28 protein-coding genes are annotated in these 16,140 nt (G+C 41.3%); all 28 read right to left on the bottom strand.

Features of this window, described 5'->3' with window-relative positions:
• Positions 1-57: 57 nt before the first annotated feature.
• The 28 genes from ACESZG_RS16370 to rplB all read right to left on the bottom strand — a co-directional run bounded on the left by ACESZG_RS16370 (position 58) and on the right by rplB (position 16,083).
• Complete coding sequence (locus ACESZG_RS16370; protein WP_022380204.1) at positions 58-945, bottom strand: phosphatidylinositol-specific phospholipase C/glycerophosphodiester phosphodiesterase family protein; 888 nt, start codon at positions 943-945, stop codon at positions 58-60.
• A gap of 283 nt (positions 946-1,228) precedes the next feature.
• On the bottom strand, positions 1,229-1,765 hold the full coding sequence (locus ACESZG_RS16365) for a bL17 family ribosomal protein (protein WP_008707287.1): 537 nt from the start codon (positions 1,763-1,765) through the stop codon (positions 1,229-1,231).
• A gap of 138 nt (positions 1,766-1,903) precedes the next feature.
• Positions 1,904-2,863, bottom strand: a complete 960-nt coding sequence (locus ACESZG_RS16360; protein WP_008707285.1) for a DNA-directed RNA polymerase subunit alpha — start codon at positions 2,861-2,863, stop codon at positions 1,904-1,906.
• Positions 2,864-3,009: 146 nt separating this feature from the next.
• Positions 3,010-3,603, bottom strand: coding sequence for a 30S ribosomal protein S4 (gene rpsD, locus ACESZG_RS16355; RefSeq protein WP_008707284.1), 594 nt, complete (start codon positions 3,601-3,603; stop codon positions 3,010-3,012).
• A 31-nt stretch (positions 3,604-3,634) separates the two neighbouring features.
• Positions 3,635-4,030 (bottom strand): 30S ribosomal protein S11, encoded by a 396-nt coding sequence (gene rpsK, locus ACESZG_RS16350; protein WP_008707283.1) that lies wholly within the window; start codon positions 4,028-4,030, stop codon positions 3,635-3,637.
• Between the two features lie 162 nt (positions 4,031-4,192).
• Positions 4,193-4,561 (bottom strand): 30S ribosomal protein S13, encoded by a 369-nt coding sequence (gene rpsM, locus ACESZG_RS16345; protein WP_008707282.1) that lies wholly within the window; start codon positions 4,559-4,561, stop codon positions 4,193-4,195.
• Positions 4,562-4,882: 321 nt separating this feature from the next.
• Positions 4,883-4,996, bottom strand: a complete 114-nt coding sequence (gene rpmJ, locus ACESZG_RS16340; RefSeq protein ID WP_003497809.1) for a 50S ribosomal protein L36 — start codon at positions 4,994-4,996, stop codon at positions 4,883-4,885.
• 494 nt (positions 4,997-5,490) lie between these two features.
• Positions 5,491-5,709 carry a translation initiation factor IF-1 gene (gene infA / locus ACESZG_RS16335; RefSeq protein WP_005428560.1) on the bottom strand — a complete coding sequence of 73 codons (219 nt, stop codon included), beginning with the start codon at positions 5,707-5,709 and terminating at the stop codon, positions 5,491-5,493.
• A gap of 25 nt (positions 5,710-5,734) precedes the next feature.
• The gene (gene map, locus ACESZG_RS16330) at positions 5,735-6,490 is read right to left on the bottom strand and encodes a type I methionyl aminopeptidase (protein ID WP_008707279.1); all 756 of its coding nucleotides are present in this window, start codon (positions 6,488-6,490) and stop codon (positions 5,735-5,737) included.
• 32 nt (positions 6,491-6,522) lie between these two features.
• Complete coding sequence (locus ACESZG_RS16325) at positions 6,523-7,167, bottom strand: adenylate kinase (RefSeq protein ID WP_008707277.1); 645 nt, start codon at positions 7,165-7,167, stop codon at positions 6,523-6,525.
• Between the two features lie 69 nt (positions 7,168-7,236).
• Positions 7,237-8,553, bottom strand: a complete 1,317-nt coding sequence (gene secY / locus ACESZG_RS16320) for a preprotein translocase subunit SecY (protein WP_008707275.1) — start codon at positions 8,551-8,553, stop codon at positions 7,237-7,239.
• On the bottom strand, positions 8,553-8,993 hold the full coding sequence (gene rplO / locus ACESZG_RS16315; protein ID WP_008707274.1) for a 50S ribosomal protein L15: 441 nt from the start codon (positions 8,991-8,993) through the stop codon (positions 8,553-8,555). Before rplO ends, secY begins: the two co-directional genes overlap by 1 nt.
• A 143-nt stretch (positions 8,994-9,136) precedes the next feature.
• Complete coding sequence (gene rpmD, locus ACESZG_RS16310; protein WP_008707273.1) at positions 9,137-9,319, bottom strand: 50S ribosomal protein L30; 183 nt, start codon at positions 9,317-9,319, stop codon at positions 9,137-9,139.
• A 15-nt stretch (positions 9,320-9,334) separates the two neighbouring features.
• The gene (rpsE, locus tag ACESZG_RS16305; protein WP_008707272.1) at positions 9,335-9,844 is read right to left on the bottom strand and encodes a 30S ribosomal protein S5; all 510 of its coding nucleotides are present in this window, start codon (positions 9,842-9,844) and stop codon (positions 9,335-9,337) included.
• Positions 9,845-9,862: 18 nt separating this feature from the next.
• Entirely contained in the window at positions 9,863-10,231 is a 369-nt protein-coding gene (gene rplR, locus ACESZG_RS16300) for a 50S ribosomal protein L18 (protein WP_008707271.1), read from the bottom strand.
• Positions 10,232-10,248: 17 nt separating this feature from the next.
• The gene (rplF, locus tag ACESZG_RS16295; protein ID WP_008707270.1) at positions 10,249-10,788 is read right to left on the bottom strand and encodes a 50S ribosomal protein L6; all 540 of its coding nucleotides are present in this window, start codon (positions 10,786-10,788) and stop codon (positions 10,249-10,251) included.
• Positions 10,789-10,876: 88 nt separating this feature from the next.
• Positions 10,877-11,278, bottom strand: coding sequence for a 30S ribosomal protein S8 (rpsH, locus tag ACESZG_RS16290; protein ID WP_008707269.1), 402 nt, complete (start codon positions 11,276-11,278; stop codon positions 10,877-10,879).
• Between the two features lie 143 nt (positions 11,279-11,421).
• Complete coding sequence (locus ACESZG_RS16285; protein ID WP_008707268.1) at positions 11,422-11,607, bottom strand: type Z 30S ribosomal protein S14; 186 nt, start codon at positions 11,605-11,607, stop codon at positions 11,422-11,424.
• A gap of 15 nt (positions 11,608-11,622) precedes the next feature.
• A complete protein-coding gene (rplE, locus tag ACESZG_RS16280; RefSeq protein WP_008707267.1) occupies positions 11,623-12,162 on the bottom strand; it encodes a 50S ribosomal protein L5 in 540 nt (179 codons plus the stop codon).
• A gap of 21 nt (positions 12,163-12,183) precedes the next feature.
• Positions 12,184-12,495 carry a 50S ribosomal protein L24 gene (rplX, locus tag ACESZG_RS16275; protein ID WP_008707266.1) on the bottom strand — a complete coding sequence of 104 codons (312 nt, stop codon included), beginning with the start codon at positions 12,493-12,495 and terminating at the stop codon, positions 12,184-12,186.
• 11 nt (positions 12,496-12,506) lie between these two features.
• Entirely contained in the window at positions 12,507-12,875 is a 369-nt protein-coding gene (rplN, locus tag ACESZG_RS16270) for a 50S ribosomal protein L14 (RefSeq protein ID WP_008707265.1), read from the bottom strand.
• Positions 12,876-12,888: 13 nt separating this feature from the next.
• Positions 12,889-13,143, bottom strand: a complete 255-nt coding sequence (gene rpsQ, locus ACESZG_RS16265) for a 30S ribosomal protein S17 (RefSeq protein WP_008707264.1) — start codon at positions 13,141-13,143, stop codon at positions 12,889-12,891.
• Positions 13,144-13,158: 15 nt separating this feature from the next.
• Positions 13,159-13,368: a 50S ribosomal protein L29 gene (gene rpmC / locus ACESZG_RS16260; RefSeq protein WP_020994114.1), complete on the bottom strand. Its 210-nt coding sequence runs from the start codon at positions 13,366-13,368 to the stop codon at positions 13,159-13,161.
• The gene (gene rplP, locus ACESZG_RS16255) at positions 13,358-13,795 is read right to left on the bottom strand and encodes a 50S ribosomal protein L16 (protein ID WP_008707261.1); all 438 of its coding nucleotides are present in this window, start codon (positions 13,793-13,795) and stop codon (positions 13,358-13,360) included. Before rplP ends, rpmC begins: the two co-directional genes overlap by 11 nt.
• The gene (gene rpsC, locus ACESZG_RS16250) at positions 13,795-14,451 is read right to left on the bottom strand and encodes a 30S ribosomal protein S3 (protein WP_008707259.1); all 657 of its coding nucleotides are present in this window, start codon (positions 14,449-14,451) and stop codon (positions 13,795-13,797) included. The genes rplP and rpsC overlap by 1 nt, the downstream gene beginning before the upstream one ends.
• Positions 14,452-14,462: 11 nt before the next feature.
• The gene (gene rplV, locus ACESZG_RS16245; protein WP_008707257.1) at positions 14,463-14,852 is read right to left on the bottom strand and encodes a 50S ribosomal protein L22; all 390 of its coding nucleotides are present in this window, start codon (positions 14,850-14,852) and stop codon (positions 14,463-14,465) included.
• Between the two features lie 88 nt (positions 14,853-14,940).
• Positions 14,941-15,222 (bottom strand): 30S ribosomal protein S19, encoded by a 282-nt coding sequence (rpsS, locus tag ACESZG_RS16240; RefSeq protein ID WP_008707255.1) that lies wholly within the window; start codon positions 15,220-15,222, stop codon positions 14,941-14,943.
• Between the two features lie 15 nt (positions 15,223-15,237).
• Positions 15,238-16,083: a 50S ribosomal protein L2 gene (gene rplB / locus ACESZG_RS16235; protein ID WP_008707253.1), complete on the bottom strand. Its 846-nt coding sequence runs from the start codon at positions 16,081-16,083 to the stop codon at positions 15,238-15,240.
• Between the last annotated feature and the right edge of the window lie 57 nt (positions 16,084-16,140).

Genomic DNA, 16,140 nt, shown 5'->3' with positions numbered 1-16,140 from the left:
CGGAACAGCTACAGCTATAATACCTCTATGACCATTTCATAATGCCGACAGGACAGATCAGTTAAACATAGTATCCTGCAGATAGTCTGAGCATACACCTGCCGCACCCTCTTGCATATAATATTGTGCTTCCTTCAGGTCATTCACAGTATAAATATATAACCTGATTCCTTTTTTGTCAAAAATCTTCTGCACATCCTCTGACCAGTATTTATAGTAGACTGTAGCTGCCTGAATATTCTTTTCTCTGCAAAATGCCGCAATTTCAGTCAGTTCTTTAATAGAGTATTCCTGCCATAAAGAATAAATATATCCTGGAAAATCGTACAGCAGTGCTGTTCCGGCAAACATTGCCTGGTTATAAATTTCCGGTATGACCTGCCGCATCACATCCGGGACACCGGCAGCCTCTGCCAGTTCAATATAGTCTGCATAATCTTCCACTGTTTTCTGATAATTACGGAGAGAATACTGTTTGGAATCCAGCATCACAAAAGCGTCCGGATAATCACTCAGCAGAACCAGCAGATCTTCAAATGTTATAGGCGTATATTTTCCATAAATGGGCCGGGATAAGAATTCCTCTGAGGACAGAACTTTCTTTTCATCGCCTTCCCATTGTCCAAGAGACTGATACCAGCTATGGCGGCACACCCATACATTGTCAGATGTTTTCACAAGATCAACTTCAAACAACCTGCACCCCATCTGATAGCCTGCCAGAAAACTCTCTTTTGAATTCAGATAGGTTTTATCACCAATCCCTCCCAGTGCATGTGCGATCGTTTTATAATTTTCCCACTTAAATTCAGGTGTGGTGGCAGATATGGAATAAGCATCATTTCCCCACAGAAACAGTGTAACAGCCAGTAATTCCACCAACAACAAAAACATCCTGATGAAATAACCAAATCCTGATCGTTTCTTTTTCGTATTCTGCCTCAATTTTTCAATCTCCTGCCGGTCATTTGTATTCCTCGCTTATCTTTTGCTCTCGTATTTTGTAACATTCCAATGTCTTATTTAACACTTCTTCATCAATATGGTTTTTATATACTCTACGATTTTACGCTATCTGGCTCAAATAATCAAGGGTAATAAACGGTTATGTTACAAGGAAGTGATTTCCTATAGCATAACAAAAAAACTGCATATATACGGCATGAACACCATACATATGCAGTCTTATCATCGTCTGGACAAATATAAAATCGAAAATCTGGCTGGATTATACTAATTCGATCAGTACTTCCATTGCAGCATCGCCTTTACGCGGTCCGATCTTAACGATTCTTGTGTAACCACCGTTACGGTCAGCGTATTTTGGAGCGATCTCATCGAACATCTTAGCAACCATATCTACGTCTTTAGTGTTTTTCTTTCTTCCGGCACCCTTTGCAGGTACTTCTTTAACCGGGTAGAAAACTTTCATCATCTGACGACGAGCGTGAAGTCTGGAAGGAGCATCTTTCTTGATCTCTTTCTGTACTTCATCGTATACAGTTTTCTTCTTTCCGTCAACAACTTCTTTTACTCTCTTGCCTTCAGCATCTTTACGAGCAACTTTAGCAGTTACAGTAACAGTTTCGAAGTTATCTTTTTCACGAACAGCCATAGCTACAAGGCCTTCTGCGATTTTACGGATTTCTTTTGCTTTAGCTTCTGTAGTAACAATTTTTCCATGATATAAAAGGCTTGTTACCTGGCTTCTCAGTAATGCTTTTCTCTGGTCAGAAGTTCTGCTTAATTTTCTATATTTTGCCATTTAATTTTCCTCCATCTGTGGGACAGCCGGGCACGCTTGTTCGGTCTTACTGTCCGACTGCTTAGGCATCCCCACCGTATAATATCTCTTTGCTAACTGGTTATTGTTCCCTTAGAGAACCAATAACCTGATCAATTCTTACTCTTCTGCAGGCTGAAGCTGTAAGCCCAGCTCTTTCAGTTTCGCAAGAACTTCTTCTAATGATTTACGTCCAAGGTTACGAACCTTCATCATATCATCAGAAGTCTTGTTACATAATTCTTCAACTGTATTAATACCGGCTCTCTTCAAGCAGTTATAGGAACGAACAGATAACTCAAGTTCATCAATGCTCATTTCCAGGACTTTTTCTTTCTCATTGTCTTCTTTCTCGATCATAACCTCAGCGGTCTTTGCATTCTCGGAAAGGTCAATGAAAAGGCTCAAGTGCTCGCTTAATACTTTTGCTGCAAGGCTTACCGCCTCATCCGGATCAAGTGTACCGTTTGTATACACATCCAGTGTCAGCTTATCATAATCGGTTACCTGACCAACACGTGTATTCTCTACAGTCATGTTGACTCTGTCTACCGGTGTATAGATAGCATCAACTGCAAGTACACCGATCGGCATATCATCAGATTTACCTTTATCAGCACTGATATATCCGCGGCCTTTTGTAATAGTAAGCTCCATAGCAAGTCTGCAGTCCTTGCCACCGTTTAAAGTAGCAATCACCTGATCCGGATTCATAATCTCGATATCCTGATCAGCCTGGATATCAGCTGCAGTTACAACACCTTTTCCTTCACATTCGATGTATGCGGTTTTCGGCTCATTGTCTGTGCTGTGGTTCTTAATAGCAAGGCTCTTCAGATTCATGATAATATCGCTCACGTCTTCTTTTACGCCCGGAATGGAGCTGAATTCGTGAAGCACACCATCAATTTTAACCTGGCTTACAGCTGCACCCGGCAGGGAAGACAGCATAATTCTTCTTAAAGAATTTCCAAGTGTAGTTCCATATCCTCTTTCCAGAGGCTCAACTACGAATCTGCCAAATTTTTTATCTTCAGATAATTCGGTAATCTCGATCTTAGGTTTATTAAAATCAAACACTATAGGGTTCCCTCCTTCTGGGTTAATAAAAGTTTGAGGGGTATTCATTCAAATACTACAATTCAGCGGAAGATAATAATCAACCACTGAATCGTATAAATAATAGAAATATTACCAGGTAATTTTCTATGATATAATCCTATGGATTATTTGGAGTACAACTCGACGATAAGCATCTCGTTTACAGGAACATCAATTGCTTCTCTGTTAGGAAGTTCTTTTACAGTTCCTTTTAAGTTCTCCTGATCTACATCGATCCATTCCGGAACAAGACGTCCGCCAGTTACTTCAAGGATACCTTTGTATCTTTCAGAACCTTTGGATTTTTCTCTGATCTCGATCTGATCACCGGCTTTTACAAGGTAGGAAGGAATGTTTACACATTTTCCGTTTACAAGTACATGCTTGTGGTCAACAATCTGACGAGCTTCTTTTCTTGTTCTTGCAAATCCCATACGGAATACTACATTGTCAAGTCTGCTCTCAAGAAGGATCATAAGGTTTGCACCAGTCTGTCCAGGCATTCTGTCAGCTTTGTCGTAGTAGTTGTGGAAAGGTTTTTCCAGAACTCCGTAGATAAATTTTGCTTTCTGTTTTTCTCTTAACTGTAAACCATACTCAGACATTTTACGATTTGCACGTTTTAACTGTCTTGTGGATTTTTTATCAATTCCTAAATAAATCGGATCCAGGCCAAGGGATCTGCATCTTTTCAGAACAGGCACTCTATTTACTGCCATTTCTCAAATACCTCCTAATATTCTAAATCAATTAGACTCTTCTGCGTTTTGGTGGGCGGCAACCGTTGTGTGGTACCGGAGTTACGTCGCGGATGCTTGTTACTTCCAGTCCGCAAGCCTGAAGGGCACGGATTGCAGCTTCACGTCCAGAACCTGGTCCTTTTACCATAACATCTACAGTTTTCAAACCATGAATAAGTGCAGCTTTTGTTGCAGTCTCAGCTGCCATCTGTGCTGCATAAGGAGTAGATTTTCTTGAACCTCTAAATCCAAGACCACCAGCACTTGCCCATGAAAGAGCGTTTCCTTCATTGTCAGTCAGAGTAACAATTGTATTGTTGAAAGAAGACTGAATATGTGCCTGTCCGTGTTCAACGTTTTTCTTGACACGACGTTTTGCAGTCGCTTTTTTAGTCACTTTAGCCATTTTAAAACTAACCTACACTTTCCTATTTATCAATCAAATATATGTTACAAGAAACACCATGTCCACTAAATTCATTTCCTCGCTTCGCTCGTCATTCATCAAGTGTCCATGCAAGCTTCCTCATAAGATCAGCTTACGCTTATCAGATGTTTAAAGCTTTATTTATTTCTTCTTATTAGCTACTGTTCTCTTAGGACCTTTACGTGTTCTGGCGTTGGTCTTAGTCTTCTGACCACGAACCGGAAGTCCTTTACGATGACGGATACCTCTGTAGCATCCAATTTCCTGCAGTCTCTTAATGTTGAGGGCGATTTCTCTACGAAGGTCACCTTCTACTGTCATTGTTTCATCAATAACTGCGCTGAGTCTCTTTACTTCGTCATCAGTCAGATCTCTGACACGTGTGTCAGGATTAACTTCTGCCTTTGCAAGGATTTTGTCTGCGCTTGGTCTACCAATACCATAAATGTAGGTAAGACCGATTTCAATACGTTTTTCTCTTGGTAAGTCTACACCAGCTATACGAGCCATGTACTGTTTCCTCCATCTTCTACTTTGAAAGTCCTTAATGCCTGTACATCACTTACCCTCGCAAATTCTCTCACTCAAGTAAGGTGAAATGGGATGTATCGGACACATCACTTCCTTATTTCTCAGTTCCTAATTGGGGTGCCTCGGTAAAACACCCAGCTGCAATTGGCGAAAAGCAGCCTTTCCGAATTACTGCGGCCAACGGGCCAACGTTGCCTCTCGGTATTAGGCAATACATGCTAAAACTATCTTAACAGTCTGAACAACCCTTCCGGGCGTCTCACACTGCAGCCGCACGTTACACAAACTTTAAACCGTCAATCAACCCTGACGCTGTTTGTGTTTTGGATTCTCACAGATTACTCTGATAGATCCTTTTCTTTTAATGATCTTGCATTTTTCGCAGATCGGCTTTACAGATGATCTTACTTTCACTGGAAATCCTCCTTCCGTAAATTCATTAAAATCTGCAGTTTTTTGAGCGCACAAATACAATATACTCACGCGTTCGGCTTATATATTATCACAGCAAAATATAAAATGCAAGCACTTTTTTGAATAAAATCACATTTTTTCATTTTCTCCCCCATTTCCCCCAATCATCCATTTATACTTCCCACTGCCAACGCACAGCGTATAAAAATAATTCATTTCATGTGCATTTGCAGGCATCTTAGATATTCTTAGCTCTCAGAAATCTGCGTTATGAGAAAATCAGGTCACTGTCTGAGCGAAGCGAGTTTGACCTGATTTCCTCATGCTTTTAGCAGATTTATGAAAGCTTAGAATATCTTAGATGCCGAAACCGCACATGAAATGAATTATTTTTATACGCGTCCTTTTTACGCGTCCCTTCCGGCACAAAAAAAGAGAACCAGATCCCTCCAGCTCTCTTTCTCATCACTGCACCAACTGCAGTCCAATATTTCTTACTTATCTCTCCAGATAATCCTGCCCTTAGACAGATCATACGGAGACAGTTCAATCGTAACTTTATCTCCGGGAAGAATACGAATAAAATTCATACGTAACTTACCACTGATATGTGCAAGCACCACATGTTTGTTCTCCAGTTCCACTTTAAACATCGCATTAGGCAGCTTTTCCAGAACAGTGCCTTCCACTTCGATTACATCTGCTTTTGACATTTTAAACCTCCTGTATGTCGTCCAATTATTTCGTAAGAGTCAGAATCTCCGGATCTCCGTCTGTAATAAGAATCGTATTCTCATAATGAGCAGAAAGAGAACCATCCATAGTTACAACAGTCCACTCATCATCCAGCCATGCCACATCTGCACGTCCCAGATTGATCATAGGCTCTACAGCAAGTGTCATACCCGGCATCAGACGAACTCCTCTTCTCTTCTGCGGAAAATTCGGGATCTGCGGATCCTCATGAAGGTGAGTGCCGATTCCATGTCCAACCAGGTCGCGGACAATCCCATAATGATATTTGGCAGCATGAGCACCGATTGCCTTGGAAATATCATTCAGATGATTTCCCGCACGTGCGGCCTTGAGTCCCTCAAAGAAACACTCTCTGGTCACATCCATCAGCTTACGTGCCTGCGGTGAAACTTCACCGACAGCATAAGTCCTCGCTGCATCAGAATGATACCCCTTATAAATAAGACCGGCATCAATCTTTACAAGATCTCCCTCCTGAATGATCTTCTCTTCAGACGGGATCCCATGAACTACCTCATCATTCAGACTGATACAGAATGACGCCGGAAACCCTCCGTAGTTCAGGAAATTCGGGATGCATCCCAGATCACGTATCATCTGTTCTCCGATACGGTCAATCTCCTTTGTGCTCACTCCCGGTTTAATGTAAGGGATCAGACCATCATGCACTTTTTCAAGCAAATGACCTGCCTCCCTCATAAGTTCAATTTCATGTTCTGTCTTGATAGAAACCGACATTTTACCTCCAGATGGTGTTTAAAAACACCCAATTACTCTCCCAGGATGGCAACAATATCTGCAAATACTTCTTCAAGATCTTTTGTACCATCCACTGATTTTAAAATTCCCTCTTTAGTATAATAATCGATCAGCGGCTGTGTCTGCTCATGATATACGTTAAGACGTTTCTGAACTGTTTCAGGCTGGTCATCATCACGAAGCACCAGTTTCTCTCCACAGGTATCACAAACGCCCTCAACCTTCGGTGCTGCATGTACAACATGATAAGTAGCACCACATTTCAGGCAGGCACGTCTTCCGGACATACGGTTTACAATATTAGAATCCGGAACATCCACATCGATTGCATAATCAACTTTACTTCCCAGTTTGTTCAGAGCCTCTGTTAAGCACTCTGCCTGAGGAATTGTTCTTGGAAAACCATCCAGCACATAACCATTTGCTGCATCCGGCTGTTGTATTCTGTCCACAACCAGATCACAGGTCAGTTCATCAGGTACGAGAAGTCCCTGATCCATATAAGTTTTTGCTTTTTTACCCAGTTCTGTTCCATTTTTAATGTTTGCGCGGAAAATATCTCCGGTAGAAATATGCGGAATCTGATATTTCGCAGCAATTTTCTTCGCCTGAGTTCCTTTTCCTGCCCCCGGTGCACCCAACATAATGATTTTCATAAGTTATACCCTCCGTTTTCTTTTTTAGCAAATCAAGGCTGTGATGCCATGCACCACAACCTCTCATTTTTAATTGTTCAGAAAGCCTTTGTAATTACGTACGAGAAGCTGTGACTCAATCTGTTTCACAGTTTCGAGGATAACACCAACAATAATGATGATAGATGTACCACCGAATGAAACATTCGCTCCGAACACACCATTAAAGATGAACGGAATCACGCACACAATGATAAGACCTACTGCACCTATAAATATAATATAATTTAAGATATTAGTCAAATAGTCTGACGTAGGTTTTCCAGGACGAATACCCGGAATAAATCCACCCTGCTTTTTGATATTATCTGCAACTTCCAGAGGATTGAATGTAATGGAAGTGTAGAAATATGCAAAGAAAACACAAAGTACGATGTAAAGAACCAATCCCCATGTATACTGGAGCTGTTTTGGATTACACCAGTTATTGGAAGAAAGACCACGAATAATCTCACTTCCGATTCCTGTACCATTACCTTTTCCTGTTAACTGCGCAATGACAGCCGGGAAAGACATAATGGAGGATGCAAAGATTACCGGGATAACACCGGCGGTGTTAACCTTCAGCGGAATATTGGTGGACTGACCGCCCATCAGCTTTCTTCCAACCATTTTCTTGGAATACTGAACCGGAATTCTTCTCTCTGCTCCGTTAAGGATAAGTACCAGAACTACTACCAGAAGAATAACAGCTGCAATGATCAGTCCTGCAAGAGTACCCTTTGCAATCGTTTTTCCTTTAATAAAGTTCTCATACAGTAATGTCAGGTCGCTTGGTACTCTGGAAATGATATTAATGGTAAGTACGATGGAAATACCATTTCCAACGCCTTTTTCCGTAATACGCTCACCGAGCCACATCAGCATAGCTGAACCGGCTGTAAGGCAGGCAACAACTACAACACCTTTAAAGAAGTCCAGATTCGGAATCATACCCTGACGTCCGAATCCGATTGCCATTGCGATTGACTCAAATAAAGCAAGACCTACGGTCACATAACGTGTGATCGCAGTCATCTTCTTTCTTCCCTCTTCACCATCTCTCTGCATTTCTTCCAGTGCCGGAATTGCAATGGTAAGAAGCTGAATGATAATGGAAGATGTAATATATGGTGTGATGTTTAATGCGAAAATTGACATTCTTTCAAATGAACCACCGGTAAATGCATCAAAGAAATTGAATGCATCACCGGCATTGCTGCTGAACCACTGTTTGAAGAAATCACTGTCAACTCCCGGTACCGGAATCTGGCAGCCGATACGGATGATAAAAATCATCCATATCAGATACAACAGCTTGCGTCTCATTTCTTTCACTCTAAAAACATTTTTAAGAGTTTCAAACATTAGATCACCTCTACTGTACCACCAGCAGCTTCAATTTTTGATTTTGCAGTCTCGCTGACAGCATTTACTTTGACATTAAGTTTCTTTGTCAGCTCACCGTTTCCAAGAATTTTAACGCCATCAGCGATCTTGGAGATTGCACCGCTTGCAAGTAAGCTTTCTGCTGTAACTTCTGCACCATCTTCAAAACGGTTCAGTACGTCAACGTTGATTGCAATAATCTCTTTTGTATTTCTGTTTTTGAATCCTCTCTTAGGCAGACGTCTGTATAAAGGCATCTGACCACCTTCAAATCCCGGTTTCTTGTGACCGGAACGAGCTAACTGTCCTTTGTGTCCTTTACCGGCTGTTTTACCGTTTCCAGAACCATGTCCACGGCCTCTTCTGAAGTTATCGCTGTGCTTAGAACCTTCTGCTGGTCTTAAGTTTGATAATTCCATGTTGGCACCTCCTTATTATTATTTCAAATCTATAAGTTCAGATTGTATTGTGTCTGAATATGTTTCTGTATGCTCCTGCCATTCTCTACGAATAACAGGTTCATATCAGATCCATATCAGAATTCTCTCTGGTTAAATCGCAATTAAGCTTCTTCAACCTTTACCAGGTGCTGTACCTGCTGAATCATTCCTCTTGTTGCTGCGTTATCCGGCATTTCAACTGTTTTGTGCATTTTTGTAAGACCCATAGCTGCAACAGTTTTTTTGTGTTTCGGAACTGCACCAATAGGAGATTTTACTAATGTAACTTTTAATGTGTTTGCCATTTTTGTATTTCCTCCTTAAGCCAGAATCTCATCAACAGATTTTCCGCGAAGTCTAGCAACTTCTTCCGGAGTTTTTAACTGTCTTAAGCCTTCGATTGTTGCAAGAACAACGTTCTGTTTGTTTCTGGATCCCATACATTTTGTACGGATGTTTTTGATACCAGCTAACTCGATTACCGCACGGGCAGGACCGCCGGCGATAACTCCAGTACCTTCCGGAGCTCTCTTCAGAAGCATTTCAGCGCTTCCGTATTTTCCAACGAAGTCATGTGTAATAGAGTTGTTTTCGTCTCTTGCTACTGTTACTAATTTCTTAATAGCATCCTCTTTTCCTTTGCGGATCGCTTCAGGAATTTCGGCTGCTTTACCTAAACCTGCACCAACGTGTCCGTTGCCGTCACCTACAACAACTAAAGCTGTGAAACGGAAGTTACGACCACCTTTAACAACCTTGGTAACACGCTTGATTGATACTACTTTATCTTCTAATTCTAACTGACTAGCATCAATAAGATTACGTTTCATGTGTTTCGCTCCTCCTTATTAGAATTTCAGCCCAGCTTCTCTTGCTGCGTCTGCCAGTGCTTTAACTTTACCGTGGTAGATATAGCCTCCTCTGTCGAAAACAACGCTTTCGATGCCAGCTTCAACAGCTTTCTTACCAATAACGGTTCCTAAATGTGCAGCAGCTGCTACATCATCAGTGTTCTCTAACTCAGCTCTTACTTCTTTCTGAAGAGTAGAAGCAGATACTAAAGTTTTTCCTACAGTGTCATCAATGATCTGAGCATAAATATGCTTGTTGGAACGAAATACTGCTAAACGTGGTGTTGTTGCAGTTCCGTTTAAATGATGACGTAATCTTCTATGCTTATTCTCACGAATTTTCGCTCTAGATGCCTTATTTACCATTTTCTCACCCTCCTGAATTATTTCTTACCAGTCTTACCAACTTTACGTCTGATAACTTCATCAACATACTTAATACCTTTACCTTTGTATGGCTCAGGTCTTCTCTTGTCTCTGATCTCAGCTGCAAACTGGCCGACTTTTTCTTTGCTGATACCGGATACGATAATCTTGTTACCATCTACTTTGGTTTCGATTCCGTCTGGATCTTCCATTTCTACCGGATGAGAATATCCAAGGCTAAGTGTGAGCTTTTTGCCCTGTTTTGCTGCTTTATAACCTACACCGTTAACTTCAAGCTCTTTTGTATAGCCTTCGCTTACACCAACAACCATGTTGTGGATCAAGCTTCTTGTTAAACCGTGAAGAGATTTCATTTTCTTTAAGTCGTTTGGTCTGGATACTACTACATGACCATCTTCGACTTTGATTTCCATTTCTGTAGGAAGTGCTCTTTCGAGAGTTCCTTTTGGTCCTTTTACAGTTACTACGTTGCCTTCAGCGACAGTTACTTCTACGCCTGCAGGAATAGCAACCGGAAGTCTACCAATTCGTGACATATGTTTGTCCTCCTTACTTAGATTATCGGAGAGGATGTTTCATCCTCTCTGTTTTCAGTTTGTTCTCTATAAAAAATCTTGGTTCAAATTACCAAACGAATGCTAATACTTCGCCGCCAACCTGAAGTTTACGAGCTTCTTTATCAGTAATAACACCTTTGTTTGTAGAAAGAATTGCGATTCCAAGTCCACCAAGAACTTTTGGAAGCTGATCCTTACCTGCGTAGATACGAAGACCAGGTTTGGAAATTCTCTTTAAACCAGTGATGATTTTTTCGTTTTTGTCTTCACCGTATTTCAGTGTGATATGAAGAGTTTTAACAACTCCGTCTTCAACTAAATCATATTTTGCAATATATCCTTCATCAACAAGGATGTTAGCAATTGCAGTTTTCATTTTGGATGCCGGAACATCTACTGTGTCATGTTTTGCAGTGTTTGCGTTACGGATTCTTGTAAGCATATCTGCGATTGGATCGCTCATTGTCATGTTAGTTTCCTCCTATTATTCAGACTTTACATGTGCATATATATTAATTGTTTACATTGTTACCTGTTTTATCATAAATCTCGTTTGGACATATGATCGGACTGATAAATCAGCCGATCGTTTATTTTATTTAAATCCGGTTCCTACCAGGAAGCCTTCTTAACACCCGGGATCTGTCCCTTGTAAGCTAATTCACGGAAGCAGATTCTGCAGATTCCGTACTTTCTTAAAACAGAATGTGGACGTCCACAAATATTGCAACGTGTATATTCTCTTGTGGAGAATTTCTGTTTACGCTGCTGTTTGATTTTCATTGCTGTTTTAGCCATGAATCGTTCCTCCTATTATTTTGCAAACGGCATATTGAATAATGTCAGTAATTCACGAGCTTCTTCATCAGTCTTAGCTGTAGTAACGAAGATGATGTCCATACCTCTTACTTTGTCAACTTTGTCATATTCAACTTCCGGGAAGATCAGCTGCTCTTTGATACCCAGAGCGTAGTTTCCACGACCATCGAATGCGTTCGGGTTAACACCACGGAAGTCACGTACACGAGGAAGTGCAAGGTTGATCAGACGATCAGCGAACTCGTACATTTTTTCTCCTCTTAATGTAACTTTACAACCGATCGGCATACCCTCTCTGATTTTAAAGTTAGCGACAGATTTTTTAGCTTTAGTAGCGATTGCTTTCTGTCCTGTGATAAGTTCCATATCTGCGATTGCAGCATCAAGAAGCTTAGCGTTTTCTTTGGCTTCACCAACACCCATATTGATTACGATCTTGTCGAGTTTTGGCACTTCCATAACATTTTTGTATCCAAATTTTTTGGTCATGGCATCCATGATCTCATTTTTGTACATTTCTTTTAATCTACTCACTTGTCATGCCTCCTCTCTTAATTAATCGATAACCTTACCGGTCTTTTTAGCAACGCGGACTTTTTTGTCGCCGTCCATCTGGAATCCTACTCTTGTAGCCTGTCCATCAACAACCAGCATAACGTTGGAGATGTGCAGTGGAGCTTCTTTTGTAATGATTCCGCCCTGCTGATTTGCAGCAGATGGTTTGCTGTGTTTTGTAACTTTGTTGATATTCTCAACAACAACGGTATTGTCTTTTGCGTTAACTGCAAGGACTTTACCCTCTTTGCCATTATCTTTACCAGCGATAACTTTTACAGTATCACCTTTTTTAATTTTCATAGCTGACATTAGGCACCCTCCTATAATACTTCCGGAGCTAAGGAAACGATCTTCATGAATTTCTTTTCACGAAGCTCTCTGGCAACTGGTCCAAAGATACGTGTTCCTCTCGGAGTTAAGTCGTCTTTAATGATTACGGCAGCATTTTCATCGAAACGGATGTAAGATCCGTCTTTACGACGAGCGCCTTTTTTAGTTCTAACTACAACAGCTTTTACAACGTCACCTTTTTTAACAACGCCGCCTGGTGTTGCATCTTTAACAGTAGCAACGATTGTATCGCCAATGCTTGCATATCTTCTTGTAGAGCCGCCCATAACACGAATACAAAGGATTTCTTTTGCACCAGTGTTGTCGGCAACTTTCAGTCTAGTTTCCTGCTGGATCATACTGGTTTCCTCCTTATTTAACTTTCTCTACGATTTCAACCAGTCTCCATCTTTTATCCTTGGATAACGGTCTGGTTTCCATAACTTTTACGGTATCACCGATATTGCACTCATTGTTCTCGTCATGAGCTTTTAATTTATATGTTCTCTTCACGATCTTTTTGTAAAGAGGATGTTTTACATGGTCTTCAATAGCAACTACAATGGTCTTGTCCATCTTATTGCTGACAACCTTACCCACGCGGGTTTTTCTCAGATTTCTTTCCACGATAGTTTCCTCCTATTATTTGGAAGCGTTAGCCTGCTCAGTAATTACTGTCTGGATTCTTGCAATGTTCTTGCGAACCTCTTTAATGCGGCTTGTATTCTCTAATTGATTAGTTGCATTCTGAAATCTCAGATTGAAAAGTTCTTTTTTAGCAGCTACTAATTCTTCATTTAATTCTGCAGCTGATTTTGCCTTTAAATCTTCCACGAATTTATTAATTTTCACTGTTATCACCGCCTTCTAAGTCTGCACGAGAAACGATTTTACATTTACATGGTAACTTGTGCATCGCAAGACGTAATGCTTCACGAGCGATTTCCTCGGAAACGCCTGCGATTTCGAACATTACACGTCCTGGCTTAACAACTGCTACCCAGTATTCGAGAGCACCTTTTCCGGAACCCATTCGTGTTTCTGCTGGTTTCGCTGTTACTGGTTTATCTGGGAAAATCTTGATCCAAACCTGACCACCACGTTTGATATAACGAGTCATAGCAACACGGGCTGCTTCGATCTGGTTGGAACGGATCCAACACGGTTCGGTTGCAACAAGTCCGAATTCACCATAATTGATCTTATTACCTCTAAGGGCTTTTCCTCTCATGGAGCCACGGAATTGTTTACGACGTTTTACTCTTTTTGGCATTAACATTATTTATCGCTCCCTTCCTTAGTTCCTTTTGTTGGAAGTACTTCGCCATTGTAGACCCAAGCTTTTACGCCAACTTTGCCGTATGTTGTGTCTGCTTCTGCGAATCCGTAGTCAATATCTGCACGAAGTGTCTGAAGCGGGATAGTTCCTTCGCTGTAGAACTCTGTACGAGCCATATCAGCACCGCCAAGACGTCCGGATACGGATGTTTTGATACCTTTAGCTCCGGCCTTCATTGTTCTCTGCATTGTAGATTTCATAGCACGTCTGAAAGAGATACGGTTCTCAAGCTGAAGTGCGATATTCTCTGCTACTAACTGAGCATCTTTGTCTGGTCTCTTTACTTCTTTGATATCTACGATAAGTTTCTTGTCTGTGAATTTCTTTAATTCAGCTTTAACTTTTTCGATCTCAGCTCCGCCTTTACCGATTACGATACCAGGTTTAGCTGTGTAGATGATGATCTTAACTCTGTCAGATGCTCTCTCGATCTCAATCTTGGAAACACCTGCGCTGTATAATTTCTTTTTAAGGAATGTTCTGATGTTGTAGTCTTCTACCAGGTAATCAGCGAAGTCTGCATCAGCATACCATCTTGAATCCCAATCCTTGATAACACCGACTCTAAGGCCATGTGGGTTAACTTTCTGTCCCATGCTTTTCCTCCTTATCTTTCATCCAGCACGATGGTGATATGGCTTGTTCTCTTCTCGATTCTGTAAGCTCTACCCTGTGCTCTTGGCTGAATTCTCTTCATTGTAGGTCCTTTATCTGCATAGCAGGCTGCAACGTAGAGGTTGTCTGCATTCATTCCGTTGTTGTTTTCAGCATTTGCAATTGCTGACTCAAGAAGTTTCTTGATAACGCTGGAAGCGTATCTTGGGTTGTATGTTAAGATACCAAGTGCTGTCTGCACATCTTTACCGCGGATTACATCTAACACGTAGCAGGCTTTCTGAACAGAAATTCTTGCATAAGATAATTTTGCAGACGGTCTTGTCTCTCTATTACTCTCATTTCTGGCTCTTTTTATCTGGCTTCTATGTCCCTTTGCCATTTTAAAGTGCCTCCTTTCCTCTTTCTCTCAATATCAGGTTAACCTGTCCGCTGTCTTGTAGGCAGCAGACAGAATATAAAGTCAAATACTAGCGAACACCGGATTTCTTTTCGTCTTTTCCGTGTCCTCTGTAAGTTCTGGTTGCAACGAACTCACCGAGTTTGTGGCCAACCATATCTTCTGTTACATATACCGGCACGTGTTTTCTTCCGTCATGGACAGCGATTGTGTGTCCTACGAAGGACGGGAAGATTGTAGAACGGCGTGACCAGGTTTTGATAACGGATTTATCATTTGCAGCGTTTAATGCATCTACTTTTTTAAGTAAGCTGGCATCTGCAAAAGGTCCTTTTTTCAGTGAACGAGACATGCTTAATCCTCCTTATTATTTCGATAATGCTTTTCCATCGCGTCTTCTTACGATGAGTTTGTTGGACGGTTTGTTTTTCTTTCTTGTCTTCAGACCAAGAGCAGGTTTTCCCCATGGAGTGCATGGACCTGGACGACCGATACCGGTCTTTCCTTCACCACCACCATGTGGATGGTCATTCGGGTTCATTACGGAACCACGAACAGTAGGTCTGATACCCATGTTACGTTTACGTCCGGCTTTACCGATGTTAATCAGGTTGTGATCTCCGTTTCCGACAACGCCTACAGATGCGCGGCATACGATCGGAACCATTCTCATTTCACCAGATGGCAGACGCAGTGTTGCGTATTTGCCTTCTTTAGCCATTAACTGAGCGCCGTTTCCAGCAGAACGAACCATCTGTCCGCCCTTTCCAGGATGAAGCTCAATGTTGTGTACCATAGTACCAACCGGGATAAGCTCTAATGGTAAGCAGTTACCAACACGAACTTCTGCATCAGCTCCGTTCATAACTTTCTGACCTACTTTTAAGCCTTCCGGTGCAAGGATATATGCTTTCTCGCCATCTACATAAGAGATTAAAGCGATGTTTGCTGTTCTGTTTGGATCATACTCGATGGAAACTACTGTTGCAGGGATTCCATCTTTTCTTCTCTTGAAGTCGATGATTCTGTATTTTCTTCTGCTTCCGCCTCCGCGGTGTCTAACTGTAATCTTACCCTGGTTGTTACGTCCAGCGTTTTTCTTTAAAGACACGGTAAGAGATTTCTCTGGTGTAGATTTTGTGATCTCTGAGAAATCGGAACCAGTCATATGTCTTCTAGACGGTGTATATGGGTTATAACTTTTGATTCCCATTTTTGTTCTCCTTTCAAATTTGTCCTCACGCTTTTGAATGCGTATACTCGCGATAAT

It is taken from the genome of Blautia sp. Marseille-P2398, assembly GCF_964240315.1.
GTDB lineage: Bacteria > Bacillota > Clostridia > Lachnospirales > Lachnospiraceae > Blautia_A > Blautia_A wexlerae.
This window is presented reverse-complemented; position numbering and strand designations above follow the sequence as displayed.

Excerpts from the sequence above, each read along its gene's own strand:
- rpsD (WP_008707284.1), bottom strand. The coding sequence starts at position 3,603 with ATGGCAGTAAATAGAGTGCCTGTTCTGAAAAGATGCAGATCCCTTGGC.
- rpsE (WP_008707272.1), bottom strand. The coding sequence starts at position 9,844 with ATGAAACGTAATCTTATTGATGCTAGTCAGTTAGAATTAGAAGATAAA.
- map (WP_008707279.1), bottom strand. The coding sequence starts at position 6,490 with ATGTCGGTTTCTATCAAGACAGAACATGAAATTGAACTTATGAGGGAG.
- rpsM (WP_008707282.1), bottom strand. The coding sequence starts at position 4,561 with ATGGCTCGTATAGCTGGTGTAGACTTACCAAGAGAAAAACGTATTGAA.
- ACESZG_RS16285 (WP_008707268.1), bottom strand. The coding sequence starts at position 11,607 with ATGGCTAAAACAGCAATGAAAATCAAACAGCAGCGTAAACAGAAATTC.
- rplR (WP_008707271.1), bottom strand. The coding sequence starts at position 10,231 with ATGGTAAATAAGGCATCTAGAGCGAAAATTCGTGAGAATAAGCATAGA.
- ACESZG_RS16365 (WP_008707287.1), bottom strand. The coding sequence starts at position 1,765 with ATGGCAAAATATAGAAAATTAAGCAGAACTTCTGACCAGAGAAAAGCA.
- rplN (WP_008707265.1), bottom strand. The coding sequence starts at position 12,875 with ATGATCCAGCAGGAAACTAGACTGAAAGTTGCCGACAACACTGGTGCA.
- rplX (WP_008707266.1), bottom strand. The coding sequence starts at position 12,495 with ATGTCAGCTATGAAAATTAAAAAAGGTGATACTGTAAAAGTTATCGCT.
- rplP (WP_008707261.1), bottom strand. The coding sequence starts at position 13,795 with ATGTTAATGCCAAAAAGAGTAAAACGTCGTAAACAATTCCGTGGCTCC.
- rplO (WP_008707274.1), bottom strand. The coding sequence starts at position 8,993 with ATGGAATTATCAAACTTAAGACCAGCAGAAGGTTCTAAGCACAGCGAT.
- infA (WP_005428560.1), bottom strand. The coding sequence starts at position 5,709 with ATGTCAAAAGCAGATGTAATCGAAGTGGAAGGCACTGTTCTGGAAAAG.
- rplF (WP_008707270.1), bottom strand. The coding sequence starts at position 10,788 with ATGTCACGAATTGGTAGACTTCCGGTTGCTATTCCTGCAGGCGTAGAA.
- rpsS (WP_008707255.1), bottom strand. The coding sequence starts at position 15,222 with ATGTCTCGTTCACTGAAAAAAGGACCTTTTGCAGATGCCAGCTTACTT.
- ACESZG_RS16325 (WP_008707277.1), bottom strand. The coding sequence starts at position 7,167 with ATGAAAATCATTATGTTGGGTGCACCGGGGGCAGGAAAAGGAACTCAG.
- rplV (WP_008707257.1), bottom strand. The coding sequence starts at position 14,852 with ATGGCAAAGGGACATAGAAGCCAGATAAAAAGAGCCAGAAATGAGAGT.
- rpmD (WP_008707273.1), bottom strand. The coding sequence starts at position 9,319 with ATGGCAAACACATTAAAAGTTACATTAGTAAAATCTCCTATTGGTGCA.
- rpsK (WP_008707283.1), bottom strand. The coding sequence starts at position 4,030 with ATGGCTAAAGTGACTAAAAAAGCGACTGCAAAACGTCGTGTCAAGAAA.
- rpsH (WP_008707269.1), bottom strand. The coding sequence starts at position 11,278 with ATGACAATGAGCGATCCAATCGCAGATATGCTTACAAGAATCCGTAAC.
- rplB (WP_008707253.1), bottom strand. The coding sequence starts at position 16,083 with ATGGGAATCAAAAGTTATAACCCATATACACCGTCTAGAAGACATATG.
- rpsC (WP_008707259.1), bottom strand. The coding sequence starts at position 14,451 with ATGGGACAGAAAGTTAACCCACATGGCCTTAGAGTCGGTGTTATCAAG.
- secY (WP_008707275.1), bottom strand. The coding sequence starts at position 8,553 with ATGTTTGAAACTCTTAAAAATGTTTTTAGAGTGAAAGAAATGAGACGC.